We start from the raw sequence: 15,670 nt of genomic DNA, 5'->3' as shown, positions 1-15,670 counted from the left end.
TTACTCCGATTTGGGGTTGACGGGGTTCTTTTCCGGCAGCTTGCGCAGATTTTCTTCCAGTCTTTTTCGGTCGTCATAGGGCAGTTTCAAGTGGCCGTAGCGCAAGACAATCACGGCGGCCGCGACGGTCAACATGGTCAGGGCCACCACAATCATTTCCCATTCCGACAGGTTTTTCATTTCCAGTATCAGGTAACGCGCCAGGGCGATGATGGCGATGTACATCGGAAAGCGGATCGGCAGCTTGCCCGAATCCAGATAGATGGCCACCATGGCCAGCACCTCCAGATACAGAAACATCAGCAGCAGGTCGCCCAGGGTGACGTCCATGGCTTCGACCATGCTCCAGATTTCCTTGAGTGACGCGATCACAGTGGCAATGGCGATGACGATCAGGCCGATGACTTCGACAATGCGGATGCCGCGTTTGACGGAGTAAAGCCCGGGAAAATGGTCTTCGTGCATGGGGAATCCCTTAGTGGTTGTCGTGAAAGAAAGGCAGATTCGCTCTATTGCTTGGATATTAGCGGAATTGGGCGGGTTTGAAAACCGTTCATTCCGATTTTTACCAGGCCTGGTCAAAAAGGCATCGAAAGGACGGCCTGCCTATGAAAGTCTTGTTCAAAATCATGCGCTATCTGCTAAAATGTGCGGAATTTACAGTCAAAAATAAGGAGCCAGACATGGCAAAACAAGAAAACTGGATTGCACCGTCGATTCTGTCAGCGGATTTTGCGCAGCTGGGCAAGGACGTGAAAGATGTGATCGCGGCTGGTGCGGACGTGGTGCATTTTGATGTCATGGACAATCATTACGTGCCGAACCTGACCATTGGGCCACTGGTGGCGGAATCCCTGAAGAATTTCATGGACCGTGAAGGCGTCAAGGCACCGATGGATGTGCACCTGATGGTCAAGCCGGTGGACCGCATCATCGGCGATTTTGCCAGCGCCGGGGCCGATTACATCACCTTCCACCCGGAAGCCTCCGAGCACATCGACCGTTCCCTGCAGTTGGTCAAGAACGAAGGCTGCAAAGCCGGTCTGGTCTTCAACCCGGCCACCCCTTTGAGCTACCTGGATCATGTGCTGGACCGCATCGACATGATTCTGATCATGTCGGTCAACCCCGGTTTCGGCGGCCAGTCCTTCATCCCGCAGGCGCTGGATAAGCTGAAAGCGGCGCGTCAGATGATCGACGCCTCCGGGCGTGATATCCGTCTGGAAATCGATGGCGGCGTGAAAGTGGATAACATTGCGGAAGTGGCCGCGGCTGGTTGCGATACGTTTGTTTCCGGCTCGGGCATTTTCGGCAAGGCGCAGCAAAGCGACGCCAACCGCTATGACACGGTGATTCAGCAGATGCGAGACGAGCTGGCCAAAGCGTAACAAGTCTAACGCCCAGACCGTTTCTGGCTAAATTTGGAAGCGCCGGCTGTTGCTGGCGCTTTGTGTTTGTAATAGCGGGCGATGCGCCCAGGAAGAACCGAATGTTAACAACCAAAATTGCTCCCGGCTTTATTCTGATTGATCTGGACGGCACGCTGATTGACAGTGTGCCCGACCTGGCGTTTTGTACCGATGAAATGATGAAACAACTGGGCATGCCTGCCCGAGGCGAAGCCGCGGTGCGCAACTGGGTCGGCAATGGCGTACAGCGTCTGGTGGAAAGGGCCCTGACCAACGATCTGGAAGGCATGCCCGAGACCGACCTGATGCAAAAGGCCTATCCGATTTTCATCGAGCTTTACAAGCAAAACACCTCGAAACGCAGCTGTGTGTACGACGGGGTGATTGAGGGGCTGGACTGGCTGAAGCAACAGGGCTACCGTCTGGCCTGCGTGACCAACAAGGCCGCGGACTTTACCCTGCCGTTGCTCAAGGACAAGGGTCTGTTTGACTATTTTGAAGTGGTCGTCAGCGGTGACACCTGCGCCGAGAAAAAGCCGCACCCAATGCCGTTGCTTTATGCGGCGGAACAGTTGGGTGTGTCGCCCGAAAACGCGCTGATGATCGGCGATTCCCGTTCCGACGTCAAAGCCGCCAGAGCGGCCGGGTTTTACATTTACTGCATGACTTACGGCTATAATCATGGGGAAGACATTCGTGATTACGAACCGGATGCGGTGATGGATTCGTTTGCCGAACTGTCAAACTGGATCGAAGCGGCGTCGTAATACCCATTCTTTTGGAGACCGCAAGCTGAAGCTGGAAACGGATATGGATCAGACCCAATTTGAACGGCTGGCCGAGCAAGGCTATGACAAGGTCGCGGTGATGCGCACCATTCTCTCGGACTACGATACACCGCTGAGCGTGTATCACAAGGTGGCCAATGCCCCCTATTCCTATCTGCTGGAATCGGTGCAGGGCGGCGACCAGTGGGGGCGTTACTCCATCATCGGTTTGCCGTGTCAGCAGCGGGTAACCGTGTCGGGGTCGGTGGTGTCAGTGTACGATCTGAACGCCAGTGGCGAGGAAACGCTGACAGAACAGCAATCGACCCGGGACCCTTTGGCCTGGCTGGAAGCCTTTCAAGCGCGCTTCAAGGTGCCGAAAAAAACTGGGCTGCCGGTGTTTACCGGCGGACTGGTCGGGTATTTCGGTTACGACAGCATCGAATACGTGGAACCGCGCCTGCGCGACACCACGCCCGAGCGGGACGACATCGGCGCGCCGGACATTGTGTTGATGGTGTCCACCGAACTGGTGGTATTCGACAATCTCAGCGGCCAGGTACACGTGATTGTGCACGCCGACCTGGAAAATGACCAGGCCTGGTCAAAAGCACAACAGCGTCTGGATGCGATTGCCGACCGGATTCATGCGCCCTTGTCTCAGGCCCAGCCACCGGCGCAGTCACAGGAGCTGCAGGAATCGGATTTTGTGTCCAGTTTTGGTGAGAGCGCTTTCAAGCAGGCGGTCGCCCAGATCAAGGAATACATTCTGGCCGGTGACGCGATGCAGGTGGTGATTTCCCAGCAGATGTCGGCCCCTTTCGCGCACTCGCCTCTGGCGCTGTACCGGGCCTTGCGTTACCTGAACCCTTCGCCCTACATGTTTTTTCTGGACCTGGGCGATTTTCAGGTGGTGGGCTCTTCGCCCGAGATTCTGGTGCGTTTGGAAGCGGGCAAGGTGACCGTTCGCCCAATCGCCGGGACCCGTCGCCGTGGCCAGACGCCGGAACAGGATCTGGCCATGGAAAAAGACCTGTTGGCCGATCCCAAGGAACTGGCCGAGCACTTGATGCTGATCGATCTGGGGCGCAACGACGTGGGGCGCATCGCCCAGACCGGCAGTGTCGAACTGACCGAAAAAATGCTGGTGGAACGCTATTCACACGTGATGCACATTGTGTCCAATGTCGATGGACGGGTCAAAGACGGCTTATCGGCCATGGACGTGCTACGGGCGACCTTCCCGGCCGGGACCGTCTCGGGGGCGCCCAAAATCCGGGCGATGGAAATCATCAATGAGCTGGAGCCGGTCAAACGCGGGGTCTATGCCGGAGCGGTCGGTTATCTGGGCTGGCATGGCAACATGGACACGGCCATTGCGATTCGCACCGCCGTGATCAAGGACGGTCGTCTGTTTGTGCAGGCCGGTGCCGGGGTGGTGGCCGATTCCGATCCCCAGTCCGAATGGGACGAAACCCTGAACAAAGGCCGCGCCATTTTCAAGGCGGCCGCGTTTGTGAACCGCGGGCTGCAGACATCGCATCCCCATGATGCGTCATCGCGCCCGAGCTGAGGATTCGACATGCTGTTAATGATCGACAACTACGATTCGTTTACCTACAACCTGGTGCAGTATTTCGGTGAACTGGGCCAGGAGGTGGCGGTGCATCGCAATGACCAGATTACGATCGAAGAGATCGAGCGGCTGGCACCGACCTATCTGGTGATTTCGCCCGGTCCCTGCTCGCCGACCGAGGCCGGGATTTCGGTGGCGGCGATTGAACATTTTGCCGGGAAAGTGCCGATTCTGGGCGTCTGTCTGGGCCATCAGGCCATCGGTCAGGCGTTCGGGGCCGAAGTGGTGCGCGCCAAACAGGTGATGCACGGCAAAACCTCGCCGGTCTATCATCACGATCTGGGCGTTTTTCAGGGATTGCCCAATCCGGTCGAGACCACGCGTTACCATTCGCTGGTGCTGGCACAGGACGCTTTGCCCGACTCTCTGGAGGTGACGGCCTGGACTCAGAATGAGGCGGGTGCGCTGGACGAAATCATGGGCGTGCGCCACAAGACTCTGCCGGTCGAAGGGGTGCAGTTTCATCCCGAATCGATTCTGACCGATCAGGGGCATCGAATGCTGTCCAATTTTCTGACACAACACGCTGGCTGAAAGGTTCAGTCAGTAGCCGCCGCCTGCGGCGAAAAGGAGCGAAGCATGCAACTCAAAGACGCACTCAATCAACTGATCCAGCGCAAGAACCTGACCGCCGAGCAGATGGAGTGGGTGATGCACACGCTGATGTCGGGCGAGGCCGAGCCGATTCAGGTGGCCGGCATTCTGGTCGCTTTGCGCACCAAGGGCGAAACCACCGAGGAAATTGCCGCCGCCGCTTCGGTGATGCGCATGCTGGCCACGCATGTGCCGATTCATGACAAGACCCATTTGATCGATACCTGTGGTACCGGCGGCGATGGGGCCAACACCTTTAATATTTCCACGGCCAGTGCGTTTGTGGCGGCCGCGGCCGGGGCCAAAGTGGCCAAGCACGGTGCGCGCTCGGTGTCGAGTTCGTCCGGCAGCGCCGATGTGCTGGAAAAAGCCGGGGTCAATCTGGATCTGACCCCGGAAGCCGTGGCCCAATGCATCGAACAATTGGGCGTGGGCTTTATGTACGCGCCGGCGCATCATTCGGCGATGAAGCACGTGATGGGCGTGCGCAAGACCCTGGGTGTGCGCACCATTTTCAATATTCTCGGACCGCTGGCCAATCCGGCCAATGCCCCGGCGCAGGTGCTGGGCGTGTTTGACGAGAGCCTGCTGGACCCGTTTGCAGAAGTCCTGCGTTCGCTTGGCTCCGAGCATGTGATGGTGGTACACGCTCAGGATGGGCTGGATGAAATCAGTATTTCCAGCGTGACCGAAGTGGCCGAACTCAAGGGCGGGCGGATCAAACGCTGGCAGATCGATCCGTCCGATTACGACATGGATCATCCCGATCTGTCGGATTTGAGCATTGACTCCTCCCAGGACAGCCTCAACATCATCAAAGCGGTGTTTAACAATGACCATTCGGCCGCCGCCGACATTGTCTGTCTCAACGCCGGAGCCTCGATTTATGTGGCCGGGCTGGCCGACTCCTATGCCGAAGGTGTGGAAAAAGCCCGCGAACTTCTGGCCGGCGGCCAGGTACGCCAGCGCTTTGAAGACTTTATCACTCTGACCCAGTCCTTTTCCTGAAAACCACCAGGCCTGGTGGTTTTCGGATCGCATTCAGTTCACGGAATCCTTATGCCAACACAAACCCCCGATATTCTGAAAAAAATCATTTTTCGCAAGCTCGACGAGATTCAGGCGGCCTGCGAGAAACTGCCGCTGCGCGAGATCAAGCAAAAGGCGTTGATGATGACCACCTCGCCCACGCGCGGGTTCGCCGATGCCATGCAAGCCAAACTGGATGCGGGCGAATCGGCGGTGATCGCCGAGATCAAAAAAGCCTCGCCCAGCAAAGGGGTGCTGCGTGATCCGTTTGATCCGGTGGCGATTGCGCAAAGCTACGCCCGACATGGCGCGGCCTGTCTGTCGGTGCTGACCGACCGCGACTTTTTTCAAGGCTCTAATGAATATCTGACACAGGTGCATGCCGCGGTGGATTTGCCGATCATCCGCAAGGACTTCATTGTCGACGATTATCAGGTGTACGAGGCCCGATTGATCGGGGCCGATTGCATTTTGCTGATTGCGGCCGCCATTGGCGATGCGCAGATGTATGAGCTGACCGAAACCGCGATGCAACTGGGTCTGGACGTGTTGATCGAGGTCCACAATGAAGAAGAACTGGAACGCGCCTTGCGTTTGCCGCTGCCCATGATCGGCATCAATAACCGCGATCTGCACAGTTTCGAGGTGTCTTTGGACACGACCTTGGGGCTGTTGGACCGGATTCCGCAAGACCGGATTGTGATCACCGAAAGCGGGATTCTGGGGCCGGACGATGTGGCGCGGATGCGTGCGCACAAGGTCAACAGCTTTCTGGTCGGCGAAGCCTTTATGCGCGCGGAGGATCCGGGCGCGGCTCTGCAGGCCATTTTTCAGTAAGGGCGGCCGTCTGGCGATCGGGCGAAAACAACAAAGGGGGAGACAATGGAGCGATTGTTTGAGCGGGCCGACGGGCTGACCCCCGTGTTGCTGAGCCATCCCGACAGCATGCGGTTTCGTCGCTGGGCGGCCTTGTACCATCGGCGTTTTCCCTATCAGGAACTGGCCCCTTTGAGCGGGATCGAACAATCCTTACGCGACCATCAGGCCGTGATATTGGGTTTGATGACGCCCGACAGCGACTGGGCAGCGTTTTCCATGGTCGAATATCTGCAACAGGGCACCTTGCTCTCGTATCTGGCGACGGCCAAACCCTATGAGGGGAAAGGCCTGGCAGGCGAACTGGTGCGCGCGCAACTGGCGACCTATTTGAGTCGCCGTCATCCTTATTTCTGGCTCGAGGCCGCTCCCAAATTGTGGCCGTTTTATCGGCATCTGGGCTTCCGGGTGCTGGATTTCGATTTTCGGATTCCCGAATTCCATGCCAGCGGTTCCGAAAGAATGGGCCTGTTGATTCATCCTCATGCCGGCGTGGAACAGATTGATAAAGCGGCGGTGACGGCGTTTGTGCGCGAACTGTTTCTGAGCAGTTATGGCCTTAAGGAGGCAGACCCGCGGTTTGTCTGGCAGATGCAGGCGCTTGCGCGCTGCCCACATAGCGTGTTTTCCTTATGAGCGTTCATGAACGGGGGAACGTCAACGAACTGGGCCAGCGTCTGGATCAGGACGAAGCGTTTGAAGTCGGGCGCGAGCAGATGCAGGCGCGTCTGCAGGCGTTGGGCTGTTCTGTGGACTCGGCGCATCAGCGGCCGCAGGTCGAGCAAATGGCCAACCTGTCCGGCTCGGACGAAGCGCTGGTCGCCGCCTACTGGCTGGCTTATTTCGGCGCGCGCCTGAAGATTGAACAAAGTTATGATTTTATTGACGCCAAAGCCCTGTTTGCTTGGGGCGAACAGTGTCTGGCACAGGTGTGGGATGCGGCTTTGCGGCCACAGGACTGTGTGTGTCTGCATCATCAGCTGGCTGTGGCCTCGGTGGATGTGGATCGCGGCATGCACAACAATGCCTTTGCCCAGTGCGCCGACGCCTGCCGTGAGCAACTGAGCTGGTTGGCCGAAACGGCGGCCTGCCAATCGCAACTGAGTGCCTGGCAGGCTTACCTGCAGGCCATGCTCGTGCTCAGTGAAACCCTGCAGCGACGCGATCAGGGCCAGGGGGTGTCGGAAGCCGATTGGGATCAGGTCGAATCCGATTTGTACCAGGCCTGGTTAAAAAACCGGTCGCAACGCGTGTTTGCCTCCATGCTCAGGGCGCACTGGGCCAGCGTGGCCATCTTGCGTCAGCCCTCCACCGACAAACTGGTGATTCATTCGGGGCAATGGAGCACGGCTTTTTATGCCACCCTGAATGCCTTGTCGGTGGATTGTCTGTCGGGTTTTTTGCAGGACGCGCCCAAACGCCTTTTGCTGGAGCAGGCACTGGGGGCGGAAGCGTTTTACCAACCGGAACCGGCCGATGTGTTGTCGGACCTGTCTCTGTCCGACCCGTTTCGTCTGTGGCAGTTTGACCTGCCTTCGGTCCGCGTTTCCGATTTCAGAGGCGAGGCCTTGACGCTGGCGCTGTCGGTGCGCTTGAACAATCTGGGCAGTGTGCAGTGTCTGTTGCAGACCGATCTGGACGGCATGGACGTCAATGCGTTGCGGCATCTGAACAACCTGCCGCTGGAAAACGCGGTGGACGAGCGGATGGATTGGCGCGATCACGCCTATGCCTATTTGCGCGAGATCGCCGACGAAGTGTTCGCGACGATCAGAGACTGGTTGGGGCATGCGCAGGCATTGCAGGCCAATACCAGTGAACACGTCGCCACCAGTGTGCTGATCGAACAATTCTGCACGCCTCAGTCCCAGCGGCCTTTGAGTTTTGCCCAGGCTCAGGCGCACGGCGACTGGCAGGGTCTGACCACGCCACCACGCGAAGTACGCAGTCATTTTGAAAACTGGCGCTTGCAGCAACCCCATGCCGGGGTGGGGAACCTGGGGGCAGACCTGTATCACCAGCACAACTGGGTTCAGGCCGATGGCCATTTTGCGCTGTTGGTGATGCTCGACCAGCCCAGCTGGGTCACCGATCAGGCGCTGGAGAATGTGCAGGTGGCCACCAGTGCCCGCTATTATTTTCAGCAATTGCATCAGCTGTTGTTTGAGCGGTTGCAGCGCTATCAGGCCAGGCCGTTTGACGATTCGTCATTGAGTGATGTCCGCCCCAGTCAATTACGCGCCCAGGCCGATGCCTATCGCGCGCAAATTCGCCAGTTGCACGACCTCAATCAGGAGGTGAAAAAGCTGGTGCATCTCATGGATTCGGGGGGATTGATGCGCTTTCCCGATCACAATCGGTTTATTCAGACCCTGTTTCAGGCCGTGGGCGTGAACGCACAACAAACTCGGCTGCAGGCGATTCTGGCCGAATCGCGGGAAACCATTGGCTGGTTGCAGGAGCGGGTTCACCTGGCGGTGGACAAAATTCAGCAGCAGGCCAGCGAACGGATGAATCTGGTGATGGGCGTGGTGGGGGTGTTGCTGTCGGTCTCGGCCCTCAGCGATTTGTTTGGCATGCTCAAAGGCTCGGGCGTGTCACTGCCGCCGTTTCTGGAAATCGAAATCACCGTGGGGCTGATGGCACTGATCATTGTCTATTTTCTGGTGGAAACCCTGTTGCAGCGACGCAAATAAGAAGGAAACGATATGAATCTTCATTTTTTGGCTGCCATTTTATGATCTGGATTTAGGTGATGAAAACTAAAAATTAAGTTTTTTGTTTAGTAAAGTTAATCTGGTTTTTTGTCGTCTTAAAAAGTAAAAATATCATGGTGTGGAGTTGAAATGGGATTAGAAGATGAAATTAAAAATGCTCGAAAAGAAATAGTTTCTGATGGGTATGATATGTCTGTCGGTGAAGTTATTAATCTATATAAGGATGATGAATTAAAAATTAATCCAGAATTTCAAAGGCTCTTTCGTTGGGATATTACGAGAAAAACACGGTTTATTGAATCGATTCTATTAGGTATTCCGATTCCTCCGATATTTGTATTTCAAGATGAAGATGGTGGATGGGAGTTAATAGATGGCCTTCAGAGGTTATCTACTATTTTAGAATTTGTTGGTGTTCTCAAAGATTCTGAGGGTCGACAAGTTGAACCAAGTGTTCTAGAAGGAACGAATTTTCTCCCTAGTTTGGCAGATAAGCGCTGGCAAGTATCGGAAGAAGGTCAAGAAGCTATCGACAGACCGATGCAGTTACAGGTTAAACGTGCAAGGTTGCGTGTCGAAATTTTGTTGAAGGAGAGTGATGAGAATGCTAAGTATGAGCTTTTCCAAAGACTCAATACTGGTGGGGCACAGTTATCTGAGCAGGAAGTAAGAAACTGTGTTGCGGTCATGATAAATACAACATTCTATAATTTATTAAAAGATCTTTCGCACTACGAAGCCTTTGAAGCAACCACTAACCAGACAAGTACTGCATTAGAAAAACAAGTCGGGATGGAACTTGTTCTTCGTTTTTTCGCTTTTCGAAATCACACATACACTAGAGGATTAGATGTCCATGAATACTTAGACGAAGCTTTGATCGAGATTTCAAGAAGTGATGAAATCGACTGGGATGAAGAGAAGAGAGTTTTCAAGAAAACATTTGATCTTCTTAATCATGCGATGGGTAGTGATGCTTTCAAAAGATGGGATGGAGCTTCATTTTCCGGAAAATTTTTGATGTCTCTGTACGAAACAATAGCATTTGGTTTGTCTAAAAATCTTAATGATTACGAAAGTTTACCTCCTGATGAGCAAAAAGACTTGTTGGTTCGAAAGGCTAAAGAACTCTGGTCTGACGCTACATTCGAAAAGAATTCAGGGGCTGGGGTTAGAGGTACGTCACGGCTAACCAATCTTTTACCAATGGCCCAAGGTTTTTTTAGGCCATGAGTAAAATAAGAACGATAAATGAACTCCAGAACACGCTAGATCAAGAGCTCTCTTGGCGTTTTAAAGAGATTGCTAGCCTAAAAATATTAGTTCGCAGAGCAGATAATATTACGAGCAGTACTGCGGTAAGAGCCGCCATCCCGCTTTTATATGGTCATTGGGAGGGGTTTATAAAAAATACCGCCACACATTATGTAGAGTTTATTAATGGGCAATCTTTGAAATATCGTGAGCTGGTTAGCTGTTTTATTGTCTTTGGTTTGAAGAAGAAGATAAATGATCTTTCGAAATCAAAACAGTCTAAAGTATCAATTGAAACCATCGAGTTTTTGTTAAATGAGCTTGGTGAAACTGCTAAGTTGAAAGCGGATTCAGCTATAAGAACTGAATTTAACCTCAGTTCGAAAGTTTTTGTAAATATATTGAAGTCAATAAATATCGACACTGAAAAATATGAAGCTAGGTTCAATCTCATTGATGAAAGTTTGCTTAATCGTCGAAATTACATTGCTCATGGTGAATTCCTAGATGTGGAGGCGGAAGGGTTTCGAGGTTTGGCTGATGAAGTTTTGAGTATGTTGCGTTGGTTCAAAACCGACATTGAGAACGCTGCTTCTTTAGGACAGTATCGAGTTTAGTTTTAATGTTAGTCGTTAACTACATGAGTCCGGCTGCAGCGACGCAAATAAGAAGGAAACGATATGATATGCAGTTGTAATGCTCTTACAGTTAATTTATAGTTAAACCATTGCCTTAACGGGAGTGGCTTGATGAGATTAATAAGAGCAACGAATGACTTTAAACTGCATGGTCATTCCTATGAGGACTTTCCGTTAATCGTTAATTCAGAAATGGAGTTGGAGACTGAAGTCCACCAATTCTTAATTTACTTCTGTATCACTAGAGGACGAGTCGAGAGTAAGAATACATGGTGGCGTTACGGGCAAGACCTGTATGACTACTTTGGTTATTTGGAGGGTAATGGACTGGATTGGCGTTCAAAGATGGCCGACACTCAACATTCAGTCATTGCTGCTTATCGTGATTGGTCAGTCAGCTTGGGTCTATCCTCAAAGACGATCAATGGGCGTTTAAGAACCATTATCCAATTTTATGAGTTCGCTCAAAGAAAGCATTGGATCGAATCCGTACCCTATGACATTGAGACTGTGATTATCAATAAAGGTAAGGGCTTCTTGGCTCATACGGATAGGTCGGGTAATCAAAAAAATGCAGTCAATGTAATGCTGAAAGAAAAAGTGGCGGCATTGCAGGTTTTGACCAAGCAAGAAGTCAAAATCCTGATGGCACATCCATGCTTTATCTCTCAACATCTAATCTATCGTCTAGCCCTACAAACAGGGATGCGCAAAGAGGAATTGCTAACCTTTCCTGAAAGCTATATCCAAGACCCAAGAACGAAGCGGGGTAAAGCGATTGTGCCTGTTGTGCTGAGTACCAAAGATATGGAAGTAAAAAGTGGTCAGGGTGGCACAAAAGGAAATAAGGAACGCACGATTCATATTCCCATATCACTGTATGAACGACTGTGGCAATACAAGCTGCATGAGCGAAATGAGTTACTGTTGAAAAATGAAGTCAGCGAGCAAAAAACTCTGCTGTTGAACCGATTTGCAAAACCTTATTCCATCAAAGGCACGATACTAAATACAGAGTTGAAAAAAATTGTTGGTCGAAAAGAAATAAGCCTGCATAAGCTTCGACACACCTACGCAACTTTTAAGCTCTATGGACTTCGACACAACCCAAATTATCGAGGCGATCCATTGGTGTACGTCCAAGATCGTTTAGGTCATTCAAGCATCTTAACAACACAAGTTTATCTGCATTATCTCGAAGATTTGGAAGGCGATTTAATGACCGAATACGACCAGGATATTGACCAAATCTGCCTTGGGTCCGAGGGAGTGGCATGAAAAAACGTAAAGATTTTAATCAAGCCCCTTTATCTGTTTCAGACCGAAATGGGGTAGTTATCACCCAACCTGTTTTAAAAACAGGCATACCTAAAAATACACTTGTTTCGCTTGGTGTGAATCCTACGAGTTATCGGACTTACGACTTCGAGAAACATTATAGGCAGGGCTTTGATGCGATTACCAGTGCGGCTCAACAAACTATTGAAATCATGCTCTCTGAGTCGTTAGTGGAGCCTTCAACCATTTCTCATTACTGCCACTCTGGGTTTAAAGATTTTGCTCATTATTTGGCAATTTATGCAAAAGCTATGAATCGTGAATTGGTGTTATCGGATATTACTTTTGAGTTGATTGAAAACTATATCCAGAATCTAAAAACAAATTATCCAAATAGCGCTTCAGCCAAAACAATATACACTAATACCAAATCGATTCTGGTCAAAATGCAAGGAATGGGCTGGTTGGAGCGGTTTGATTTCCCAAAGAATCCATTTCCAAACTCCAACCGGAAAGTGAAAGGTCAAACTGCGTTTTCAAAAGCTGAGCGTAAGCGTGTAGCTCATGCCCTAAAAGTCGATGTAAACAAGATTCTTGAAAAAAACGAGCCATTAAATAGTTATGAGTTAACTATCTTTTTATTGGCGATAGCACTGCGTTCAGGCATGAATACCACGCCACTTTTGGAAATGACTACGGACTCGATTCAAGAGCATCCATTAAAAGAAAACCGCAAGCTATTGGTGCTGTATAAACGTCGTGGCAATGCAACCCACATTCAAAATCTTCGTCACTCAACCAATGTTGAGAATGTTCAAACGGTACTGGCAGATGTCACTGTAATGATTCAGCACGTCATCGACATGAACCAGTCTTTACGAGCTGAAAGCGGAACCGATTTAGTGCTTTCTTATCGAACCACCGGAGTCTTAAATAATGGTGGAATCACTACTATCACAAATAGCTTACTGAAAACAAATACAAAAAAATGGGTGAAAGAAAAAGACCTGAAAAACGACAATGGCGAACCGTTACAAGTCAATGTCTCTCGTTTCAGAAAAACCTTTGAAAACAGTATTTGGGAACTCTCTGGTGGAGACCCTTTTGTAACCGCTGCTTTAGCGAATCATTCGGTAAAAGTATCGCAAACTCACTACCTTGAAGCGCCGAAAGAGGCCGAAAAGAACTTTAATTACATGGGAAAGGTACGAACCAAAGAGCTACTCTCCAATGTAGAGGTGATAGAAAACAACACCCCTGTTTCAAAGTGTTCAGATATTCCAAATCGTACTGACAAGAGCGGCAATAAAATCTACTGCACCAACTTTTTAAGCTGTGTGCGTTGTCGCAACATGGTAGTCACAAAAGAAGACCTCTATCGCCTCTTCTCGTTCTACTGGTTGATTGTCTATGAGCGTGGACAGATTGGCGCAAAGCGTTGGAGCAAATACTTTGCTCATATTATTCGTATCATTGATAAAGACATCGCCCCGCAATTCGATGCCGACTATGTGGCCAACATTAAAGCCGAAGCCCAAGCCAATCCGCACCCTGCATGGAAGCATCGTAATCAGTTGGAAGAAGTCGCATGAGTCAAGTAATGCTAATCAGCGCAATCGATTATTGTCGTCCTCAAAAACTGCATGAACTTGAAGATTCAGTTCTTCAAACCTTGCCTGTGTCGTCTTATCAGTTAACGGATGGAACCCATCATGCTATCAGCCAATACGGTGATGATACATGGCGACTAGAAGACGCTCGCTTTCCCTCGAACACTCCAGATAATAAAAAGAAACTCCGTTTTAAGACCATTCCAAATCAATTTGTGGAGGCGGTAAAGTTTGCCTTAAAACACTACGACATCAAACACACGCCATCGGGTGGTACGATATTAAAAAAATTCAACGATTTAAAACCTTTTTTGAATTTTTTAGACAATATCAATGTGCAAAGCACATCAAATATTACCCCTTTGCACTGTGCGAATTACGTCCACCAGTGCAAACAAGAAGTATCGAAACAAACCAAAAAAACGTTATCTAAAATCTCCCTAACACATCGATTTTCAGCTATTGAGTTCTTGTATTACAACCTCAAAGGCACTCAATGGGCGTTTGAACACCCATGGGTTGAGAGTTCGGCAAGTTACTTGGCGGGTGCTCATTCTCAAGGTAAAAAAACAGCCAAAACCCAAGTCATTCCTGATGACGAACTCAAGGTATTAATCAATGACTGCAACAAGGTTTTAGAGCAAGCCAATGAGCTTATACAGCTTCAAGCAGAGATTGAACTTGAGCGGGAGAAATTGGCTGAAAAGATTAACTCTCAAAATGGTATCGGTACCGCCATTACCAAACAATTTTTAAAGCCTAAAGGCTATTCTGGGCTGAAAGGATTTAGTGCTTTGTATAGTGACATCCCTGATGCCATGGCAATCATTATCCTAACCTTCAGTGGTATTCGTATCCACGAACTCAGTGCGATTCAAATCGATGCCTACCGTGTCGAAGATAATCAAGATGAAGTCTATTACTGGCTAAAATCCCATTCGAGTAAGACTTATGAGGGCTACACCGAATGGCTTGTACCCGAAATCGTTGTCCAAGCCATTGAAGTGCAAAAAAATTATGTAAAATCCTTTCAACAAAGATTGTGGCAAGAACAAGCTGAACGGTTCGCTCAAGACCCGCATGACTCAAGAGGGTTAAAAATAGAGAACTTCAAACATCATCTGTTCTTAACTAATTCAATGAAACAAGGAAATCAGATTAATCCCTTGAGCCATTTTGCGTTTAGTGAGCGTTTAAAAGATTTTGGAAATGCATTGGGTGTTAAGGGATTAACTGCACACCGTTTTAGACGCACTTTTGCTGTCTATGTCGCACAATCGGCTTATGGAGATTTACGCTACCTCAAGCAGCACTTTAAGCATTGGGGCATGGATATGACCTTGCTATATGCTGCTAATAAATCGCAGGACGAAGAACTCTACGATGAAATTGCGGTACAGATTAAAAGCTTCAAGGTTGCACGAGTCGAAGAGTTTTTAGATGAAGATACGATTATTACAGGCGGTCTTGCCAACAAGTTAATCTCGTACCGTTCAAACAACGAACCGGTTAAGACCTTTGATAGTCGTGCGGCGATGGCTGAACGCATCTCTGATACGGTTCATTTACGTTCAACAGGGCATTCATGGTGTACCTCTGATAATTCAGGCTGTGGTGGACGTTCTGTGATTGAGGGAACGGCTTGCGTTGATTGTGATGAATCGATTATCGAGAAGAAGCGTCACGGTGAATACTTCAAAGGCATCTATATACAGCAATTAGAACTAAGACAGATAGATGATATTGGTGAGGCGGGAAAACAGCGTGTAGAGCGTGATATTGAGCGCTGTGAGCGTGTATTGAAAGACCTTGGTATGTGGGATGAAGTAAAAGACTTTGTTTCTTAAGGGCAGTTGAGTTGC

The 15,670-nt window shown here is 50.3% G+C and carries 14 protein-coding genes; 13 read left to right on the top strand and 1 reads right to left on the bottom strand.

From position 1 onward, the window contains the following. The gene (locus A377_RS0103960; RefSeq protein WP_019894857.1) at positions 1–465 is read right to left on the bottom strand and encodes a phosphate-starvation-inducible protein PsiE; all 465 of its coding nucleotides are present in this window, start codon (positions 463–465) and stop codon (positions 1–3) included. Positions 466–683: 218 nt separating this feature from the next. Here A377_RS0103960 and rpe point away from each other — a divergent pair, with 218 nt between their 5' ends. The 13 genes from rpe (at position 684) to A377_RS0103895 (ending at position 15,655) form a co-directional block, all read left to right on the top strand. Further along, positions 684–1,388, top strand: a complete 705-nt coding sequence (gene rpe, locus A377_RS0103955) for a ribulose-phosphate 3-epimerase (protein ID WP_028485249.1) — start codon at positions 684–686, stop codon at positions 1,386–1,388. 101 nt (positions 1,389–1,489) lie between these two features. Next, positions 1,490–2,176 carry a phosphoglycolate phosphatase gene (locus tag A377_RS0103950; protein ID WP_019894855.1) on the top strand — a complete coding sequence of 229 codons (687 nt, stop codon included), beginning with the start codon at positions 1,490–1,492 and terminating at the stop codon, positions 2,174–2,176. 43 nt (positions 2,177–2,219) lie between these two features. Then, positions 2,220–3,749 carry an anthranilate synthase component I gene (trpE, locus tag A377_RS0103945; RefSeq protein ID WP_019894854.1) on the top strand — a complete coding sequence of 510 codons (1,530 nt, stop codon included), beginning with the start codon at positions 2,220–2,222 and terminating at the stop codon, positions 3,747–3,749. 9 nt (positions 3,750–3,758) lie between these two features. After that, positions 3,759–4,346 (top strand): anthranilate synthase component II, encoded by a 588-nt coding sequence (locus A377_RS0103940; protein WP_019894853.1) that lies wholly within the window; start codon positions 3,759–3,761, stop codon positions 4,344–4,346. Between the two features lie 45 nt (positions 4,347–4,391). Beyond that, positions 4,392–5,414 carry an anthranilate phosphoribosyltransferase gene (gene trpD / locus A377_RS0103935; RefSeq protein WP_019894852.1) on the top strand — a complete coding sequence of 341 codons (1,023 nt, stop codon included), beginning with the start codon at positions 4,392–4,394 and terminating at the stop codon, positions 5,412–5,414. Positions 5,415–5,465: 51 nt separating this feature from the next. After that, positions 5,466–6,272 carry an indole-3-glycerol phosphate synthase TrpC gene (gene trpC / locus A377_RS0103930; RefSeq protein ID WP_019894851.1) on the top strand — a complete coding sequence of 269 codons (807 nt, stop codon included), beginning with the start codon at positions 5,466–5,468 and terminating at the stop codon, positions 6,270–6,272. Between the two features lie 45 nt (positions 6,273–6,317). Beyond that, complete coding sequence (locus tag A377_RS0103925) at positions 6,318–6,947, top strand: GNAT family N-acetyltransferase (protein ID WP_019894850.1); 630 nt, start codon at positions 6,318–6,320, stop codon at positions 6,945–6,947. Then, positions 6,944–9,007 (top strand): hypothetical protein, encoded by a 2,064-nt coding sequence (locus tag A377_RS0103920; protein ID WP_019894849.1) that lies wholly within the window; start codon positions 6,944–6,946, stop codon positions 9,005–9,007. The genes A377_RS0103925 and A377_RS0103920 overlap by 4 nt, the downstream gene beginning before the upstream one ends. 150 nt (positions 9,008–9,157) lie before the next feature. After that, positions 9,158–10,261, top strand: a complete 1,104-nt coding sequence (locus tag A377_RS0103915) for a DUF262 domain-containing protein (RefSeq protein WP_019894848.1) — start codon at positions 9,158–9,160, stop codon at positions 10,259–10,261. Next, positions 10,258–10,899 (top strand): MAE_28990/MAE_18760 family HEPN-like nuclease, encoded by a 642-nt coding sequence (locus A377_RS0103910; protein WP_019894847.1) that lies wholly within the window; start codon positions 10,258–10,260, stop codon positions 10,897–10,899. Before A377_RS0103915 ends, A377_RS0103910 begins: the two co-directional genes overlap by 4 nt. 132 nt (positions 10,900–11,031) lie before the next feature. After that, positions 11,032–12,198 (top strand): tyrosine-type recombinase/integrase, encoded by a 1,167-nt coding sequence (locus tag A377_RS0103905; RefSeq protein WP_019894846.1) that lies wholly within the window; start codon positions 11,032–11,034, stop codon positions 12,196–12,198. Then, on the top strand, positions 12,195–13,790 hold the full coding sequence (locus tag A377_RS11810; RefSeq protein WP_033422830.1) for a hypothetical protein: 1,596 nt from the start codon (positions 12,195–12,197) through the stop codon (positions 13,788–13,790). The genes A377_RS0103905 and A377_RS11810 overlap by 4 nt, the downstream gene beginning before the upstream one ends. Further along, on the top strand, positions 13,787–15,655 hold the full coding sequence (locus A377_RS0103895) for a site-specific integrase (protein WP_019894844.1): 1,869 nt from the start codon (positions 13,787–13,789) through the stop codon (positions 15,653–15,655). The genes A377_RS11810 and A377_RS0103895 overlap by 4 nt, the downstream gene beginning before the upstream one ends. The last annotated feature ends 15 nt before the right edge of the window (positions 15,656–15,670 follow it).

Origin of the sequence: Hydrogenovibrio halophilus DSM 15072, assembly GCF_000384235.1 — a bacterium.
GTDB classification, from domain to species: Bacteria; Pseudomonadota; Gammaproteobacteria; order Thiomicrospirales; family Thiomicrospiraceae; genus Hydrogenovibrio; species Hydrogenovibrio halophilus.
The sequence above is the reverse complement of the archived record's forward strand: the minus strand, read 5'-3'. Positions and strand labels throughout refer to the sequence as shown.

Excerpts from the sequence above, each read along its gene's own strand:
- A377_RS11810 (WP_033422830.1), top strand. The coding sequence starts at position 12,195 with ATGAAAAAACGTAAAGATTTTAATCAAGCCCCTTTATCTGTTTCAGAC.
- A377_RS0103905 (WP_019894846.1), top strand. The coding sequence starts at position 11,032 with ATGAGATTAATAAGAGCAACGAATGACTTTAAACTGCATGGTCATTCC.
- trpE (WP_019894854.1), top strand. The coding sequence starts at position 2,220 with ATGGATCAGACCCAATTTGAACGGCTGGCCGAGCAAGGCTATGACAAG.
- A377_RS0103915 (WP_019894848.1), top strand. The coding sequence starts at position 9,158 with ATGGGATTAGAAGATGAAATTAAAAATGCTCGAAAAGAAATAGTTTCT.
- A377_RS0103940 (WP_019894853.1), top strand. The coding sequence starts at position 3,759 with ATGCTGTTAATGATCGACAACTACGATTCGTTTACCTACAACCTGGTG.
- rpe (WP_028485249.1), top strand. The coding sequence starts at position 684 with ATGGCAAAACAAGAAAACTGGATTGCACCGTCGATTCTGTCAGCGGAT.
- A377_RS0103950 (WP_019894855.1), top strand. The coding sequence starts at position 1,490 with ATGTTAACAACCAAAATTGCTCCCGGCTTTATTCTGATTGATCTGGAC.
- trpC (WP_019894851.1), top strand. The coding sequence starts at position 5,466 with ATGCCAACACAAACCCCCGATATTCTGAAAAAAATCATTTTTCGCAAG.
- A377_RS0103925 (WP_019894850.1), top strand. The coding sequence starts at position 6,318 with ATGGAGCGATTGTTTGAGCGGGCCGACGGGCTGACCCCCGTGTTGCTG.
- A377_RS0103920 (WP_019894849.1), top strand. The coding sequence starts at position 6,944 with ATGAGCGTTCATGAACGGGGGAACGTCAACGAACTGGGCCAGCGTCTG.
- A377_RS0103910 (WP_019894847.1), top strand. The coding sequence starts at position 10,258 with ATGAGTAAAATAAGAACGATAAATGAACTCCAGAACACGCTAGATCAA.
- A377_RS0103960 (WP_019894857.1), bottom strand. The coding sequence starts at position 465 with ATGCACGAAGACCATTTTCCCGGGCTTTACTCCGTCAAACGCGGCATC.
- A377_RS0103895 (WP_019894844.1), top strand. The coding sequence starts at position 13,787 with ATGAGTCAAGTAATGCTAATCAGCGCAATCGATTATTGTCGTCCTCAA.
- trpD (WP_019894852.1), top strand. The coding sequence starts at position 4,392 with ATGCAACTCAAAGACGCACTCAATCAACTGATCCAGCGCAAGAACCTG.